Raw genomic sequence first — 16,852 nt, 5'->3', positions numbered from 1 at the left:
CCACGACAGCCCTCGTGCAGGGCGTTGACAGGGTACCGGATCGGTTGGGTCTTGTGGTCAGGGGGTGGTGGGAGGTGTCAACACGACGAAACCCTTGCGTGTAAACACGGCGAGGTTGAGGTTCGTATCGTTGACAATCAGATCGAAGTTATCAGCGATGGGCTGATGTCTGGTCCAGACGGACAGGCTGGCCCAGTCGGCGAGAACGTCGATGTCGCTATCAGCAATGTACTGCGGGATCGTGCCGTCGAGAACATGCTGGAGTGCGACGGGGTCTACCTTGCCATCGAGGTTTCGGGTTTGCTCGTGGAAGAAGCCGAGGGTTCCGGTCTGGACCGCACCGACCCAAGTGTCCTGTGAGACGTTGGCTTTGACCCAGTCAACGGATTGGAAGTGTCCATTGTTGGTGCCCTGTTGATAGCTACGCCAGTAGAAGCCTGAGGAGATCACGATGGCGAGAAGCAGGGCGACTATGGGTAGGAAGCGGCCGAGTTGGCCCAGGCGAGCTGACATCCACGCGAGGAGTAGAGGGGTCACCAAAACTAGAAAGATTGAGAGCGGGGCGAGGTATCGCGCAATGAAGTGCTCGGCACCGAAGAACAGCCCGTAGTAGCTGACATAGATGGCCGAAGCGGCGATCCCGAGCCCGGCGAAGAGACGAGCGGCGGGTGTCAAGCGATGCCAGTTGATGAGCGTGATGAGTAGGATGGCGGCAACGACGACCCAGCAAAGAGCCATGACTGCGGGCCTGGTTTCCAGCGAACTGGGAATGAGCAGGACGCCGGTGGCGTACTCGGAAAGTTTGGCAGGCACGGTGGTGAGGTTGCTGGCAAAGCTGGCGGAAGCTGATTGAGCTACGCCGCTGATGGGTGTGAAGCGATCGAAGCGTATCTTGTTGCTGATCAGCCATGGGCTGACCACGGCTGCGGCGGTGCAGCCCATGATCATGGATTCGCTGAATGCTGTGACGAGGTAGGCACGTCGCGTGCCCAGCCTGTACAGGCCGTGCCAGATGGTCAATGCGAGAATGAACAGGACAGCATCGATTCGTGCCCATGCCACCAGACCCAGGCTCAATCCGACCAGCCATGGTCCTGGTGTCGCCCAGCCAGGGCGGCCATCAATCACCCAGCGATGCCAGACGAGGATCGAGAGGATTAGTGTTGCGAGGTAGGTGGAGGTCTCCAGGCCGTTGATGGCATGTCCTGTGAGGGGGCCGCCGGTGTACCAGAAGGCAACCGCCATGGGACCGACCCAGCGTGGCAGGTTTGATCCGGCAAGGACCCGGCTTGTTAGTTGGTAGAGAAGCCAGGCGGCGAGCAGGAAGATTGCTAGTTGATAAATATGAGCGAAGAGGACGCCCCACCAGCGATCACCTTCAGCGAGGAGGAAGCCGACGGCATAAGTGAAGGTCGCCAGGGGTTGTGTGCCGTTGGTCTCGACGGTGCCAGCCGAGACAGTCATGCCCCGACCAAGCGCGATGTTACGGGCGATGGTGAGCGTGAGATAGCCATCCTCGGTCGCCCATTGCGTGAAGACACGATTGGGATCAAGCAGAGGAATTATTCGGCCTAAGAATCCGAGGAGGAAGAGGCCTGTAAGGAGAATGTGGGTGACCCACCCCGTGGTGTGCTGGTGGTCGCGGGGAATCGTTGGGATCTCAGGCATCAGTGGCAGCCTCGGATGGAAACGGGGTTTCTTCAGATTTGAGATTTTGTTGTCCGTTTGACGACCAGAAGAGCAGGGCGACGCCGAGGAGGATGGCGGCCATGCCTGCGAGGCGGATGATGGAGAGTTTTTCGCCAAAGACGACGGCCGACCATGCGGCAACGATAATCAGGCCCAGAGAGGTCATCGCGGGGTAGCCAATGGAGAGGTCGATCTTGGTCAGGGCAAAAGCGTAGAACGCTAGGGCTAGGCCAAAACAGAGGATGCCAGTGATCAGGATTGGATCGAGGATGGCCTGGAGGAAGAAGGCGGGCCCTAGCTGGGCATCGCTGAGGCGGCGCATCGCGGTCTTGATCAGGATGTTGGCAGCGGCGTTGCTGATGATGCCTATGGCCAGCGCGAGCAGGTGCATGAGGTTCTCCGGCGCGGATTTTAGATGCGCATGCGTTTGAAGATCGGCTCTGGGATCAGGGTGATGATGAGCATGACCCATCGCCAGAGCCAGAGTGTGTAGAGCACGTTCTGCTTCCGGCGAATCGCTTTGACGATGTCGCCGGCAACGCGCTGTGGGCTGGCCACAAGTGGCGAATCAGGGTTGATCAGTCCGTGGGTCATCGGGGTATCGACGAATCCGGGTTTCACTGTGAGGACGTGAACGCCCTTGCTGTGGAGCCGGTTTCTGAGGCCCTGGAGGAAAGCAGATAGCCCGGCTTTGGCAGAGCCGTAGGTGTAGTTGGTCGCGCGGCCACGATCGCCTGCGACTGATGAGATCGCGACGATCGTGCCTGTACCCTGCTTCTCCAATCTGCCAGCGAAGGCGTGGAGGATCGAAACGGCGGAGGTGTAGTTGGTGTCGATGGTTTTTCGGGCGATCGCGAAGTCGTGCTCGGTTTCTTCCTGAGGCGGCATTGCACCGTAGCAGAGGATGACGCCAGCGATCGGTTCGCCAAAGGCTTCCTCGCAGGCGGAGACGAAGGCGTGGTGGCCATCGTATGCTGTGGCCTCGAACCAGAAGGCGGTCGCGCTAGAGCCGGTGCGGATTTTGATATCTTTTGCCTGAACTCGCGCCTGGTCCTCATCACGTGCCGCAACGATCAGCGAAGCGCCTTGCCCTGCTAGCTCAAGGGCGATGGCTCGGGCTATTCCCGAGGTTGAGCCCAGTACCACCCAGTTGCCGAGAGAAGGCTGACTCATCATCGGGGCTCCGTGATACCGAGTCGTTGTGCCTGGACCGAGTCGAAGCGTTGGTCGGGGTCGACTTTATTTTTGATCGCTTTGAAGCGGTTGAGGTTCGGGTACATCGCGGAGAAGGTTTCGGCATCCATAGTGGCGTCTTTGGCGAGGTAGAGTCGTCCGCCGGCGTCGAGCAGCATGCGGTCGAGTTTCCGGGTGAGTTCGAAGAGTTGCGGGCCGTAGTTGGGGATATCGAGGGCGAGGGTGTGGCCCGGGAAGAGGTAGGAGAGCAGGCCGTCGCCGACACGTCCGCTGGTCTTGAGCACCGCGAGGAAAGATGCGGCACCGGCGGACGAGATTGCTTCGAGCACGCGGATCAGTCCCTCACGCGAGTTCTCACGCGGGAGCAGAACCTGATATTGGATGAAGCCCCTGCGGCCATAGATGCGGTTCCATGCATGGATGGAATCGAGGGGATAGAAGTAAGTGTCATAATCTACGATCTTGGTGGTGTCGGCGTGCTTGGCATAGAAGAGAGTGTTGAAGGCTTTAACGGACCAACTGTTAAGTGCGATGGCGGGGAAGTCGAATGGGACGGATTTGGTTCGTTGTTTGCGGATCTGGTACGGCGTGTCCCGGAGGCGATCGGGCAGGTCGGTGGGTTGGGCATCCCGGCCGAGCATCAGGACTGATCGACCGAGTGAGGATCCCTTGCCCAGGCAGTCGATCCAGGCGACGGAGTAGGGGTATTCGGTGTCTGTACGATCAAACAGTTCGAGTGCAGCGTCAAGGTTGCTCGCGCGCCGGTAAGCGACCTGGTAGTAGGCCGAGGGCACGCGGCGCAGGCGGAGTGATGCGGAGAGGATGATGCCTGTGAGACCCATCCCGCCAAGGGTTGCGGCGAACACATCCGGGTTCTCGTCTCTTGCGCAGGTCAGGATCGAGCCATTGGCAAGCATCAGCCGGAGCGAGGTGATGAAGCTGCCAAACGAGCCGTCGATGTGATGGTTCTTGCCGTGGATGTCTGCGGCGATGGCCCCGCCAAGGGTGACGAACTTGGTGCCTGGTGTGGTGGGTAGGAAGTAGCCACGAGGCAGGAAGGCGTCGATGATCTCGGCGAGGCTGACACCGGCTTCTGCGGTGAGCACGCCGGTCGTTTTGTCGAAGGCGAGCATGCGGTTGCGTTGGGCCTGAAGAACGACCCCGCCTTGGTTGTTGATGGCGGGATCGCCGTATGATCGACCGAGTCCCCGCGCGATGATCGATCGACCGTTGCTGCCTGAGAGTGCGGAGCGGACTTGCTCTTCTCCATCGGGTCGGCTGACGGGGCAGTCGTGGATTGGGAATCGTCCCCAGCCGCCGACGGATTGTGTTGCCCAGGTGACCATGGCGTGTGCTTTCTAGCGATCAGGTCCCGCTGGCCAACACGAAGATGAGTAGACCAACGACGGCGAGGATACGGCTGGCGCCGTCTCGAAGGGCAAACACGACGGGGTCATCGTGAAGCTCTCCGCGATGGGCCATAAGCCAGACGCGGGAGACCCAGTAGAGCAGAAGGGGGCAGAGCAGATAGAGAAGTTCAGGGCGGGCATACCAGGCCCGGTTGGCTTCGGCGATGAACATCGCCAGCACAAGGATGGAGACAAAGCCGGAAGAAGGGCCCATGGCACGGATAATCGCTTCGTCGCCAAGACGGTAACCGCGTCCGGTGTTGTCGGCATCGCGCTCGGATTCGATCCGGGAGACCTCGGTGTAACGCTTGGCGAAGGCCAGCGAGAGGAAGAAGAACATCGAAAACGCCAGAAGCCATTTGGAAGGATCGAGCCCACATGCCCATGCGCCCATGAGGACACGGAGGGTGTAGAGCGAGGCAAGGATGATGACATCGACGACGGCTTTGCGTTTGAGCCAGAAGCTGTAGAGGTTGGTGAGCAGCAGATAGAGGAGCAGCCCGCCGGTGGCGATCCACGGGAGCAACGTGACGGCAAGGATGAGACCTGAGATGCCGAGGACGCCAGCGATCGCGGGTCCAGCGGTCGGTGGGACCGAGCCTGAGGCCATTGGGCGCTTGTGTTTCGAGCGGTGGTGACGGTCAGACTCGATGTCGAGCAGATCGTTCACGACGTACACCGCAGAGGCGATGAGCGAGAGGGCAACGAAGGCAACGATCGCCATCATCAGTATGGTTGGATCGCTCAACTCATGGGCGAGGATGGCGGGTACAAAGACCAAGAGGTTTTTGGTCCACTGGTAGGGCCGGATGAGCTTGAAGATGTGACTGAGCTGGATCCCGCCTTCGTCGATGATGCGTGGTTTGAGTCCGAGTTGGTCCATGCTTTTGCGTAGACCACGCGAAGGTGCCACGGCAATCACTTCATGGCATTCGGGCCAGATGGCCAAGTCGGGGTTGGCGTCGCCTGCGTAGGCGAAGTGGTCGTGGCCGCGCTGGGCGCACCAAGCTTTCATAGCTTCGAGCTTGCGGTGAGCTTTGAGATTAATCGAGCCTTCGGAGGCCAGGACATCGTCAAAGACGCCGAGGTGGTCGGCGACCTTACGGGCCATATCGATGTGGGAGGCTGTCGCCAGAATGACCGGTCGCCCCGCCACTCGGGCCTGTTCGATGAGATCGAGGGTTGGTTTTCGGTAGGGGAGTGTGGCGGGGTCGATGTCAGCAATCTCAGCGGACAATCGTTTGAGTTCCGGTCGCCCCTGGCTGCGCCAGGCGAGCAGAACCTCAGGTGCTCGCCGAGGCGCACGGCGGACAACCCCGATGAGGCTCTCGACCAGGCAGTCTGTGGCTACAAGGGTGCCGTCAAGATCGACAAACAAGGGGATCATGTAAGACCTTAATCGGTCTATGGGGGGTTCACCCTGCTTCTTTCAGGGTGCGGACCGATACGGGTTGACGTTGGCAAGACGCAGGGGTCGGGGCATTATCCGGACGCATCGGCCGGTTCTGGCAGACTCACTTCTTCAGGAGGTCGCTGAGCTGATCGATAGCTGACTGACTGAGGTTCTCCCAACCCTCGACGGCGGCCTTCTTGAGTTCATCGAGTTGGGACTGAAGCTTCTTGGTCTGCTCATCGCTTTTGGCCGATGCGTCAGCTCTGGCGCGGTCGAGCTGGGCCTCGATCTCTTTTTTACGGGCCTGAAATCGGGCACGGAGTTCGGTGGTGTCAGGCATTGTCGTTCTCTCCGGTTAGAGGTTGATTGCTGCCGGTCTGGGTGATGCGGACGGGGCCGCCATCTTTGAAGACCAGCGTGCGGTAGGGGAAGGGGATTTCGATCCCGGCGTTGTCCAGGCCTTCCTTCACGGCCTGGATGACCTCATCGCGTGAGGCACGGATGTCGTAGGGCTTTGAGCCACACCACCACGCGACTTCGAAGTCGATGCTCGAGGCGCCAAAGGCCATCGCGAAGATCTCGACCGGGCGGCCCGGTGCCAGGCTCTTGCAGCCCTCAACGGACTCCTTGATGATACGGCGTCCTTCGGCGACGGATTCGCCATAGGCGATCCCGCAGGTGATGGACTGTCGGCGGGTGGTGCTGTGGGTGAGGATGCGGACGACGCTCTTGTAGATCGTGGCGTTGGGGATGACCAGCAGGACCCCCTCTACGGTGCGGATGAGCGTGTTGCGCACGGTAACGGAAACGACCTTGCCCATGTGGCCGTCGCACTCGATGAAGTCGCCGTTCTCGAACGGGAAGCGCCAGAGGATGAGCACGCCGGCGAAAAAGTTCTCGAAAATGTCCTTGAAGGCGAGGCCGATCGCGATGGAGCCGATGCCCAGGGCGGCCAGAGCGTCACCCGGCGAGATGTCGGGGAACACGATCATGGTCGCGACCATCAGGCCGATGAACCAGACCACGAACGTGATGAAGCGTTCACCGAGTTCCTTGAGCGACTCACGGACCTTGACTGGCAGCAACATTCGATGCGAGACCCGCTGAGCGATGGCCGCGAGGACCCCGGTAAGGATCAGGATCAGCAGTCCGGCGAACACCTGTGGGAGGCTCGCGACAAAGCCATCAACGAACTGCTGGAGCGTGTTCGTGAGGATCGAGCTGATACGCTCGATTGAGAAGATGGGGGCGTCGGGGGTGGGGGAGGATGGGCTGCCTTCCATGATTCTCAGATTAACAAGACGATCCAACTATGTGGATGTGTCCTAGCACCAGCTAGTCAAAACGAAGACGCTCCGAGTTGCCGGGTCTTAGTTTGATGTTCTTCCCGAGGCCGCACCACAGATGCAAAAAACGTGAAGAATCAAACCCGGGACGACGAGCAGGGCATATCCAATGACAACCACAACTAGCCATAGCAAGCCGTTTGCTATCTGCCCTTTGTAGATTTGTCCCGCGCCCGGAATCACAAGGCTAAGAACAGCAGCAACGCCAGGATTCCAAGAGGGTGCAGCTGAGGAAATGCGCGACTCAGACCAACGCATCGGGCGACCGCAGATCGGGCAAGAATGAGCCGCATCTGAGATTTTATTATCGCAGTCTGGGCAGGGTACAAGTGCCATGAATGAAGCCCTGTGTTTTCATTCAATAGATGCATCAAGGTCACAAAGGAAACCAATCGGGGCGGCCGGATTTGAACCGACGACTTCGGCCACCCAAAGACCGCGCTCTACCAAGCTGAGCTACGCCCCGATCTGCCCCCCGCGCGAGCAGCGGAGTATACCCTGAGTTGGCTCCGAGCCCTCAGGGCTGGATCAGCAATCTGATTTCGTGGGGATCCAGGCTCAGTCGGCGGGGTATCTCGGTGAGCTCTCCGCTGAATCCGTTGAGCCAGCTTCGGGACCATGGAAGGGTGATGTCTGATGGCTTGGGCCGGGTGTTGATCAGGATCAGGGCGCGTTGATCTCCCTCGTGGCGGACAAAGGCCAGGACATCCTGATTGCTCAGGTTCGTTAGCCGCCCGTTGCGGAGGACGGGATGGGCGTTGTAGCTCTCGATGAGTTGGCGGTAGCGCTCGCGGAGTCCTGTGTCTGCGGACCAGTCGATCGGGGCTCGTTCGAAGAACGGGATCGTTTCGGCGACGCCAATCTCCTGCCCGTTGTAGATCAGCGGGACGCCGCCGACGTACAACGCCGCCGCGAAGGCTGCCAGCGAAGCTTCTTCACCCTCGAAAATCTCGATCGGCGAAGCATCCCACGCGTGCTGGTCGTGGTTCGAGGTCCATCGCAGCCAGTGCCTGCCCGCGGGCAGTCCGCGATAACGCTCCGCGTGGGTGCGAAGGATCAGCGACGGCGGCTGATTCTCAACAAAGACCTTCTTGAGCGCATCGTAGAAGGACCAGTCGTAGTTCAGGTCGAAACCGGCCTGCGTGAGGTTCTCCGGGCGCGTGCCCTCAGCGAGCATCAGCAGCGGGCGATCGACCGAAGCCCTGGCCCGCGTGATGGCCTCTTGCCAGAAGTCAATCGGCACCCCATCGGAGAAATCGCATCGGAAGCCATCGACGCCCACGTCGCGGACCCAGTAAATCATCGCGTCGATCATGGCCCGCCGGAGCGCCGGGTTGTCGTAGTTCAGGTCCGCGACATCCAGCCAGTTCGTGCCGGGCGGATGCGTGATGTCGCCAGCCTCATCCTTTGTGTACCAATCCGGTTGCTCCGCGACCCAGGCGTGGTCCCACGCGGTGTGGTTGGCGACCCAGTCGAGGATGACAGCGATATCGCGGTCGTGCGCCGCAGCGACCAATGCACGCAGGTCATCGAGGTCGCCCAACTCCGGGTTTACATCGAGATAATCTCGGACCGAGTAGGGGGATCCGAGGCCGCCCACGCTCCGCACCTGGCCGATCGGGTGAATCGGCATCAGCCAGATGACGTTAGCGCCGAGCCCGGCGATGCGATCAAGGCCCTCGGTCACGCCAGTCAGGTCCCCTGAATCGCTGAAGGCACGCGGGTTCACCTCGTACACCACGACATCTTCGACAGGGGGCAGGGCGAGTGCTGTCGTGGTCAGCGACCACCAGAGCAACCCCATCAGCACGACGTAAGCCCTGGCTCGTTTCATCAAGAACCCTCTTTATCAAGCTGATTCGAGATACGCCGTCAGCAGGTCGATCGCGGACTGCAGATCGTCACGATGGACCATCTCGGTGACGGTGTGGATGTACCGCGTTGGTGTCAGGAGTGTCATCACCGGGATGCCCTCGCCGGCACGCTGCATGGTGCCCGCGTCGGTCCCGCCTCGGTGCAGTAGCGTGCGCTGGGCCTTGATTTTTTTCCGTGTGGCGATCGCCTCGATCTGCTCGTAGAGGTCCAGGTCGGTGATGGCGGCCCCGTCCATGACGTTGAGCCCGACGCCCTGGCCCTGCTCGGTGACGCGCTCAGTGTCGGGGACGCCGGGCGTGTCGCAGCAGAGCGTCGTGTCGAGCGCGATCCCGACATCGGGCTTGATCCCAAACGCGGCAGGCCCGGCACCACGCAGACCGACCTCCTCCTGCACCGTGAAGACGATGTTGATCTCCGCGTTGTGTGCCTTGAGACGGCGCAGCGCCTCGATAGCGATGTAGCAGGCCACTCGGTTGTCCATGCACTGCGAGACGATCGACTGCCCAACGGAGCGGACCGGCGCATCGAGCACGACCATGTCGCCGATCTTCACCAGTTTCTTGACCTTCTCAGCGGGGAGCCCGAGGTCAACGGTGAGCTCGTCGATCTCGGGCACCTTCTTGCGGTCCTCCGCCGAGGCGATGTGCACGGGCTTCCCACCCGGATTGAGGACGCCAGGGAGGTCCTTCTTCGGGTCTCGAACATCCGGGCAGACCTTCACGAGACGCGCGAAAAGATTGCGGGTATCGAACCCGCCGACCGAGACCAACCGGAGAAAGCCGTTGCTGTCGATGTGCTTCACCACGAACCCGATCTGGTCCATGTGGGCTGCGATCATGATGCGCAATGACGGCTTGGCATTCTTCTTCGCGCCCGACTTGGTTCTGGGATAGCGCGTGGCAATCAGCGACCCCAGCCGGTCGGTGCGGAGTTCATCCACCAAGGGTTTGACTTGCTTTTCGATGAGTTGCCGGACTCGATGTTCGCGACCCGGAACCCCTGCGGTCGTGGTGAGTTGCTCCAGAAGGGCGGGGACGGCGGGGGACTTCTTGCCTGAGGTGGTCTTGACCATGTTTGACTCCGTGAGATCGCGTCGGTGATCCAACCACGGTACACCACGCGGGTTGAGCAGGCCACGGAGCCGGCTTGAAGGATGTCAGGTGATGGCTAGTGTGTCTTGGCGATACCAACCGGAGGCAAGCTGTTCGAGACCAGCCATGCTACTGACCAGATGGAGACGCTCTGGCTGCTGCTCGGGCAGGGAAGGGAGGTCGTCGCCGATGATCGCGACGTCAGCATTGTATTGAGCCGCTGCTGCGCTCAACGCCATGCACCATTCACTCAGCATGTTCGCGCTTACAGGCACTGACACCGTCACCCAGATCAGCCTCGGTGGTTGTTCTTGTGCGGCTTCCAACAGAGCATCGATCGGCAGCGACGCGCCGAAGTTGGTGTCCTGCCACCCCAAGTCTGCGAGCAGCGTCGCGGCCATCAGCGAACCGATCGTGTTGGGGTCACCCGGGGCCGCCCCGCCCAGGGCTCGGGGCGCATCATCTGCGGGCTTGGGCTGGAGCCGCCTGATGTGGTTCAGCCCTTGCACGCACAGATCAACCCCCCGATGACGGACCGCCACCTCACCCGGCGTGGGTGATTTTGACGCAGGCTTAGCGCTGTAGTACGGACCCAGCGGGCCGTCACAGAGGCCAGCCACCGACGCGTGCTTCAAGTAGAAGTTCAGCAGGACCCCCCGAAACTTTACGATGTCCTCACTCTTCAAAGCCTCGTCGACAGGATGCACAGAGCACAGGTTGCCTTGATCCGATGGGGATGAGGCCACACTCGCCGGGCCATTTTTCATCGCCTCGACGAGTTCGGGCAGACCAGCCGCGTTCGGGTCACGGATCGGGAGTCCGCTGGTCCGGATGAACCGGATTGCCTCTTCTATGGGGATTCGCCGGTGCCCGCCAGCGGTCCGGGGAGCCCGTATGTTGCCGAGATCCACCCATCTTTTGAGCGTCGAGGGGCTGACATCGATGGCCCGGGCCATCTCTTTGGTTGTTAAGTAGTGCTTTGGCATTGCATTCCGAATGTTTTGGACGCTTTGACTATAAGCCACAACCGGCTAATGGGGAAGTTTTTTGCCTACTTTCTCAAATTTTTCCCATATGAGCGATCCAGCACTGGACGTGACTACTGGTATACGCTAGGGTGATCGTGAACGATATGAACGCTTTAGATATATTTGAGCGTGACTATCCCCTCCCGTTTCCCAGACCCCAGAATGAGGTGACATCATGGTCGGACAAGTTCAGAAAAAATCGAACACCGGAAATCAGGCCACGGGTCCCTCAGCGACCCTCACCCTCGAAGGTTGGTCTCTCCCCGCTGTGCTGCCCGCGGCTGATCACAAGCGTTTGATCGAACTTCTCGCCGACTCCATTGCTTACATGGGTAGCGACCTCTTCAATGACGATTTGGGTATCGCCGAGCTGCTGTCAGAGGCCGAGTCAATCCCCCGTGCTTCGGTCGATTGGTACTACCATCTCGAACAGAACACGCCGGTGCTTCAGCTCGCGAAGCCCCAACAACCTCAGCTTCTCACCGCGGCCGAGGAACGGGTGATCTTCACGGCTTACAACTATTGCCGGTACCAAGCCGAAGAGGTCCGCGAGTCGATCCAGACCCGTCGTGTCGGCATCCGCCAGGCAACGGCACTCCTCGACTGGGACCGCAGGGCACAACATCTCCGCGAGACCATCGCGGAGTACAACGTCGCACTCGTCCTGGCAATGGCTCGTAAGTTCGAGCGCAGTCGACTCGACTTCTCGGAGATGATCGCCGAGGGCAACATGGCTTTGGTACGGTCGATCGAGAAATTTGACGCTGGCCGCGGCTTCAAGTTCTCGACCTATGCCTGTCGCTCGATCCTCAAATCCTTCAGCCGCCTGGGCGAGAAAACCACGCGCTACCGCAAGTTGTTTCCCGTCGAGGCCAATCCGGATTTCGAGCGATCGGACCACGCCGAGCGCAAAGCCCAGGAGCAGGAGCTTGGCTGTGCCGAGCACGCCGTGCGACTCCTCGAGCACAACGTCGCCGGGCTCAGCGAGTTGGAGATCGAGGTCATCCGCCAGCGTTTTGGTTTTGATGAGGCAACCGCCGAGCAGCCCTCCACGCTCCTCGAAGTGGGTAAACGGATCGGTCTCACCAAGGAGCGCGTCCGCCAGATCCAGAACCGCGCGTTACGCAAACTCCGCAAGGGACTCGAAGAGACGTTCCTGGATAGCCACGCCAACCTCGAAGACCTCGCCGAGGACTTGGAACTCGCCGAGCAGACCGCTTAATCGGGCCACTTACCTTTGACCCCCCTCTTCTCGAATGCCCGCGGCACACATGCTGCGGGCGTTTTCTTATGATGCATGGTCCCCACCTGGAGATTGTGATGCCCGCCAGCTCAGACCCGAAAAAGATCGTGCTCGCCTACTCAGGCGGGCTGGATACCTCCGTTATCCTCCCATGGCTCAAGGGCCGCTACCCGGGCGTCAAACTCGTTGCCTTCGCCGCTGAGTTGGGTCAGGGCGACGAGCTCAAAGGTATCGAGAAAAAAGCCTACGCCTCGGGCGCCGACGAGGTCGTCGTCAAGGACCTCCGTAAGGAGTTCGCCGAGGAATACTGCTTCCCGATGATCCGGGCCCACGCGATCTACGAGAGCGATTACCTGCTGGGCACCAGCATCGCGCGTCCGCTGATTGCCAAGCACCAGGTGATGGTCGCCAAGCAGACCAAAGCGGACGCCGTGGGCCACGGAGCCACCGGCAAGGGCAACGACCAGGTCCGGTTCGAGCTGACCTACAAGGCCCTCAACCCCAAGCTCAAGATCATCTCGCCATGGAAAGACCCCGCCTTCCTAGACTCGGGTCTGACCGACCGCGAGACTGCGATCGACTACGCCAAGAAGCACAAGATCCCCATCGATCAGAGCAAGAAGAAGATCTACTCGCGCGACCGTAACCTCTGGCACATCTCTCACGAGGGTGCCGAGATCGAAAGCCCCGGCAGCGAACCGAAGTGGAACGACTGTCTGGTCATGTCCGTGCCGCCTGAGAAGGCACCGGCCAAGGGTGCGGTTGTGACGATCGGCTTTAAGAAGGGCAACCCGGTTTCGATCAACGGCAAGAAGCTCGCCGGCCACGAGGTGATCGAAAAACTCAACGCCTTGGGCGGCAAGCACGCTGTGGGCACCACGCTGCTGGTCGAGAATCGGCTCGTCGGGATGAAGTCGCGCGGTGTCTACGAGACCCCCGGCGGAACGATTCTCTACGAAGCACACAAGGCACTCGAACAGCTCTGTCTCGAACGAGACCTCTACCACGAGAAGCTCAGGCTCGCGTCGCGCTACGCCGAGCTGGTCTACAACGGCCAGTGGTTCCACCCGCTGCGCGATGCCCTCCAGGCGTTCTTTGATCGTGCCAACGAGGTGATGACCGGCGACGTCAAGGTTCGTCTCTATAAAGGTCAGGCCCTCGCCGTCGAGGCCAACAGCCCCAACACCCTCTACGACGAGAAGCTCGCGAGCTTCGCGATGGCGGGCTACGACATCACCGCAGCCCGAGGCTTCATCGATCTGTACGGCCTGCCCATGATGGTCGCGGGCCAGCGGCAACGCTCTCGCAAATAGACAACTTGTAAGGCTTGTATCGGTTGGGTTAGACGCGGCACGCTTGCCGACCGTGATGCCATGCGCCGACAGATTCTCGGAACTTTCAGTCCAGGCGTTTGGAGAGCCAGCTGTTGAATGGCATGGTTCTCTTGTCCGGCAACCGCCGGTTCTTTTTAACCTCTACGTGATTGGGGAGATTATGAATCGTTTGATGTTGGCCACCGCGCTTGTGGCCGGAACCATGGCTGGAACGGCTCAGGCCAGCAGCGTTGTCACGCTGAACTACGAGGGCTACCACGGCGGTGGCATCAACACCAACTTCGGAACCCGTAGCGCTGGCATCATCAAGTGGACGCAGGTCGCTGGCGACACACCCGAGGTCCATCTGACCTCGATCGGGAACGCCCAGGGCTTCATCACCTTCTGCATTGAGGCGTTTGAGAGCCTCAGCGGCGGCCACAACACCTACCACGTGCTCGATGCCGCTCAGGCACCGAATAACAACGTCGGCGGGCCGAACCCCAACCCGATGGGTGTCGTGCGTGCGGACAATCTGTCCAAGCTCTTCGCTGTCGGCTTCTTGGGCACCGACCTCGACGACTGGAAGGTCAACGGATCGTTCGACCTCACCTACATCAAGGCCTTCCAGCTCGCCGTGTGGGAAGTCGTCAATGAGAATGTCGTCCAGGGCCTGCAGATGCTCAACATCATGCAGTCCAGCGGCAACCGAGGTGCCTTCTACAGCACCTACGGCAACACCAACAACATTGCTACGACCGCTCAGAACCTCCTGGACATGACCATGTCCACCGAGAACTCGGTCGAACTGATCGCCTTCGGTTCACCCTTCGAGTCCCTCACGGCTCGCATCCAGGACCAGGTGACCGTGCGGAACGTCCCGCCCTCGCCCCCGGTTGTCCCCACCCCCGCCGCCGCGGGTGCCGGACTTCTCGGTCTGGCCGGCCTCCTGGCCCGCCGGAACAAGGCCTGATCGGCCTTAGGTTCGAGCGACTCATGACATCCCAGATTCACACGAAGCAGCCCGTCACGCGACGGGCTGCTTCTCTATCTTGACATTTCACGCGAATCGCCCGCGATCTTCTGCCATATCTCTAAGTTTCATTGGTGCAGGCCGGAATCTGTGCTAGGGTATTATTTGGGTAGGGACCCATAACACAGTTTCCCAACTGGGAGAGGATTTGAGATGATCGCAGGTAGAGGAATAATTGTAGCTGTGACTGCGCTGATGGCAGCCAGCGTGGCGGCGGAGGCGGCGACGGTTTCGCTCACGCGTACCAGCTTCTCAGGCAAGGCCGTGAGAATCTCCACCGACAGCGGGGCTTCGTACACCAGCCTCACGGGCGGACGCTTCACCTGGAACGGAGGCGGATCACTCGGCGCTGTCGAGTCGGCAGGCGATCTCATCACCTTCTGCATCGAAGCCTTCGAGACCGTCGGCAACTCGGCGACCTACAGCGTCGTGGATATCTGGGACGCGCCCAAGGACAACGGCGGGCCGCCGAACCCCAGCCCCATGGGCGTCGCTCGCGCGACCCTCCTTACCAAGCTCGCCAACGTCGCCATCGATGACTTCGGTGCTTCCATTGGTTCCTGGGGCTTCGACCAGATCGTCCCCTTCCAGATGGCCATCTGGGAGATCGTCAACGAGACCACCACGGGCCTCGGCAGCCTGAGCCTGACCGACGGCAGCTTCCGAGCCCAGCTCCGATCGGCCGATGCCGGCGAGCCTTGGTTGACCGATGCCCAGAGCCTTCTTGCTGATGCCATCGCCTTTACGGGTGCCATGGACTACAGCCTCGGTGGGCTCTCCTCACCCGACCCCAATGTCCCGCTCACAGCGAACAAGCAGGATCAGATGTACTTCATGGACTCGCCGCCCCCGCCCCCGATCATCCCGACCCCCACGGCCGCCTTCGCGGGCCTGCTGGGTCTGGCCGGTCTGCTCGCTCGTCGTCAGGCCTGATCAAGCCTCTTCTGGATAAACAGCAACGCCGCGTTCCCCACCGGAGCGCGGCGTTGTCTTGTTTCAAGACGGCTGATGCCCTTAACCGGTCTGACGCTCCGCCGGGACCAGCTTGCCCGCAGCGATCTCCTCACAACGCAGCACCATCGCTTGCGGATACTGATCGCGGAGCAACCCTTCAGCGTGTCGCAGGTCACGGGCGATCAACCGGATCCGACGACGCATGACGCCCTGAGCGTCAAGACAATCGATCTCGAATAATCTGGCGACTTGCTTCATGCCGGTCTCCACGAGCCTTAAAAAGACGACGGATCCTTACGATCCGCCGCCCGGAGGGAAAAGAGAGATTCGCTCGGGCCTCTCAGCCCTTCATCAGCGTCGAGGCTTCTTCGTATGCCTCGGGCAGTTGTTCTTCGATCCTCGCTAAGGCCTCGTCAGAAAGCCCCAGCGTGGCCAGCCACTCCGGCTTCGGCTCTGCGACCTCCTCGCCGCGTGTGAACCCGTAGCCAGCCTTCGCAGCCAGGCTATCGGCCACCGCGACGATCGTCGGCAGCAAGGCCTCCTCGCCGCTGTACTGCTCCGGGTCGTGATGCCCGCCCACGACGTTGATCAGTGTCTGCGGGAACTTCCACGACCGCGCCAGCACGCGCCCGAAGTCCTCGTGCGTCGCCCCAAATACCTTCTGCTCCGTCTCACGCAGGCTCACATCCGGATCACCCAAAACCTGCTCAAGAACCTGGATGAACTTTGGACGCCGGGCCTGAATCTCGACCATCAGCCCCAGATCGTGGATCAGCCCTGCCAGGAAAGCCTCGTCCAGGTAACCCATGGATAACTCGTTGACGATCAGTCTCGATGCACCCGCTGTGGCCGTGCTGTGCAGCCACAGGTCCCTGGCATCGAACTCCTGAGCGATCTTCCCGCCTCGGAACAGCTTGGTCAGACTCGCTGCAATCGCGATGTTCTTGATCGCATTCAATCCCAGCAGAACAATGGCTCGGTTGATGGAAGCCACCTGTCCCGGAACGCCGTAAAACGCCGAGTTGACGACTTTCAGGATCCGAGCCCCCAGCGCCGGATCGCTCTCGATCACGCTGTTGAGGTCCGCCGCCGTCGCCGACGGATCATCGATCAGGTCCATGATCCGGATCGTGATCTCTGGCAGGGTGGCGATATGGCTGATCTCACGGATCGCCGGCTCTGCGGCTTTCTCTGCCTCATTGATCGGAGCCGCGATCGGCGTGGCCTGGGCCTTGGTGCTGCTGGCTGTGCTCATCTGATGTTTCCCTATCCGATGTGAAGGTC

General features: G+C 60.6%; 16 protein-coding genes and 1 tRNA gene. 4 read left to right on the top strand and 13 right to left on the bottom strand.

All coding sequences use genetic code 11. The features are described 5' to 3' along the window. Positions 1–57: 57 nt before the first annotated feature. The 11 genes from RIG82_03090 to RIG82_03040 all read right to left on the bottom strand — a co-directional run bounded on the left by RIG82_03090 (position 58) and on the right by RIG82_03040 (position 10,983). Positions 58–1,668 carry a hypothetical protein gene (locus RIG82_03090; protein MEQ9459928.1) on the bottom strand — a complete coding sequence of 537 codons (1,611 nt, stop codon included), beginning with the start codon at positions 1,666–1,668 and terminating at the stop codon, positions 58–60. Then, positions 1,661–2,080 (bottom strand): SMR family transporter, encoded by a 420-nt coding sequence (locus RIG82_03085; GenBank protein MEQ9459927.1) that lies wholly within the window; start codon positions 2,078–2,080, stop codon positions 1,661–1,663. The genes RIG82_03090 and RIG82_03085 overlap by 8 nt, the downstream gene beginning before the upstream one ends. Before the next feature lie 20 nt (positions 2,081–2,100). Continuing rightward, a complete protein-coding gene (locus tag RIG82_03080) occupies positions 2,101–2,862 on the bottom strand; it encodes an SDR family oxidoreductase (GenBank protein ID MEQ9459926.1) in 762 nt (253 codons plus the stop codon). After that, the gene (locus RIG82_03075) at positions 2,862–4,229 is read right to left on the bottom strand and encodes an FAD-binding oxidoreductase (GenBank protein MEQ9459925.1); all 1,368 of its coding nucleotides are present in this window, start codon (positions 4,227–4,229) and stop codon (positions 2,862–2,864) included. The genes RIG82_03080 and RIG82_03075 overlap by 1 nt, the downstream gene beginning before the upstream one ends. 19 nt (positions 4,230–4,248) lie before the next feature. Next, positions 4,249–5,679: a UbiA family prenyltransferase gene (locus RIG82_03070; GenBank protein MEQ9459924.1), complete on the bottom strand. Its 1,431-nt coding sequence runs from the start codon at positions 5,677–5,679 to the stop codon at positions 4,249–4,251. A 127-nt stretch (positions 5,680–5,806) separates the two neighbouring features. Further along, positions 5,807–6,025, bottom strand: a complete 219-nt coding sequence (locus RIG82_03065; protein ID MEQ9459923.1) for a hypothetical protein — start codon at positions 6,023–6,025, stop codon at positions 5,807–5,809. Beyond that, positions 6,018–6,968, bottom strand: coding sequence for a mechanosensitive ion channel family protein (locus tag RIG82_03060; protein MEQ9459922.1), 951 nt, complete (start codon positions 6,966–6,968; stop codon positions 6,018–6,020). Before RIG82_03060 ends, RIG82_03065 begins: the two co-directional genes overlap by 8 nt. Before the next feature lie 455 nt (positions 6,969–7,423). After that, positions 7,424–7,497 (bottom strand) — tRNA-Pro (locus RIG82_03055). A gap of 51 nt (positions 7,498–7,548) precedes the next feature. Then, positions 7,549–8,865 (bottom strand): alpha-amylase family glycosyl hydrolase, encoded by a 1,317-nt coding sequence (locus RIG82_03050; GenBank protein ID MEQ9459921.1) that lies wholly within the window; start codon positions 8,863–8,865, stop codon positions 7,549–7,551. Positions 8,866–8,880: 15 nt separating this feature from the next. After that, positions 8,881–9,978, bottom strand: coding sequence for a M20/M25/M40 family metallo-hydrolase (locus RIG82_03045; GenBank protein ID MEQ9459920.1), 1,098 nt, complete (start codon positions 9,976–9,978; stop codon positions 8,881–8,883). A gap of 84 nt (positions 9,979–10,062) precedes the next feature. Then, complete coding sequence (locus RIG82_03040) at positions 10,063–10,983, bottom strand: excisionase family DNA-binding protein (GenBank protein ID MEQ9459919.1); 921 nt, start codon at positions 10,981–10,983, stop codon at positions 10,063–10,065. Between the two features lie 217 nt (positions 10,984–11,200). On the opposite strand from RIG82_03040, the gene RIG82_03035 reads away from it, so the two are divergent. The 4 genes from RIG82_03035 (at position 11,201) to RIG82_03020 (ending at position 15,547) form a co-directional block, all read left to right on the top strand. Next, the gene (locus tag RIG82_03035) at positions 11,201–12,247 is read left to right on the top strand and encodes a sigma-70 family RNA polymerase sigma factor (protein MEQ9459918.1); all 1,047 of its coding nucleotides are present in this window, start codon (positions 11,201–11,203) and stop codon (positions 12,245–12,247) included. 98 nt (positions 12,248–12,345) lie between these two features. Next, entirely contained in the window at positions 12,346–13,581 is a 1,236-nt protein-coding gene (locus tag RIG82_03030; protein ID MEQ9459917.1) for an argininosuccinate synthase, read from the top strand. A 193-nt stretch (positions 13,582–13,774) separates the two neighbouring features. Further along, positions 13,775–14,554, top strand: coding sequence for a hypothetical protein (locus tag RIG82_03025; GenBank protein ID MEQ9459916.1), 780 nt, complete (start codon positions 13,775–13,777; stop codon positions 14,552–14,554). A 243-nt stretch (positions 14,555–14,797) separates the two neighbouring features. After that, positions 14,798–15,547, top strand: coding sequence for a hypothetical protein (locus RIG82_03020; GenBank protein MEQ9459915.1), 750 nt, complete (start codon positions 14,798–14,800; stop codon positions 15,545–15,547). Positions 15,548–15,628: 81 nt separating this feature from the next. On the opposite strand, the gene RIG82_03015 is transcribed toward RIG82_03020, so the two are convergent. Together RIG82_03015 and RIG82_03010 are read right to left on the bottom strand one after the other, a co-directional pair. Next, positions 15,629–15,826 carry a hypothetical protein gene (locus RIG82_03015; protein ID MEQ9459914.1) on the bottom strand — a complete coding sequence of 66 codons (198 nt, stop codon included), beginning with the start codon at positions 15,824–15,826 and terminating at the stop codon, positions 15,629–15,631. 82 nt (positions 15,827–15,908) lie between these two features. Beyond that, positions 15,909–16,823, bottom strand: a complete 915-nt coding sequence (locus tag RIG82_03010; protein MEQ9459913.1) for an HDOD domain-containing protein — start codon at positions 16,821–16,823, stop codon at positions 15,909–15,911. Positions 16,824–16,852: the final 29 nt, after the last annotated feature.

It is taken from the genome of Phycisphaeraceae bacterium (assembly GCA_040222855.1).
In the GTDB taxonomy this organism is placed as follows: Bacteria; Planctomycetota; Phycisphaerae; order Phycisphaerales; family Phycisphaeraceae; genus Mucisphaera.
Note: the sequence above shows the minus strand (reverse complement) of the source record. Positions and strands in the feature narration are given on the sequence as shown.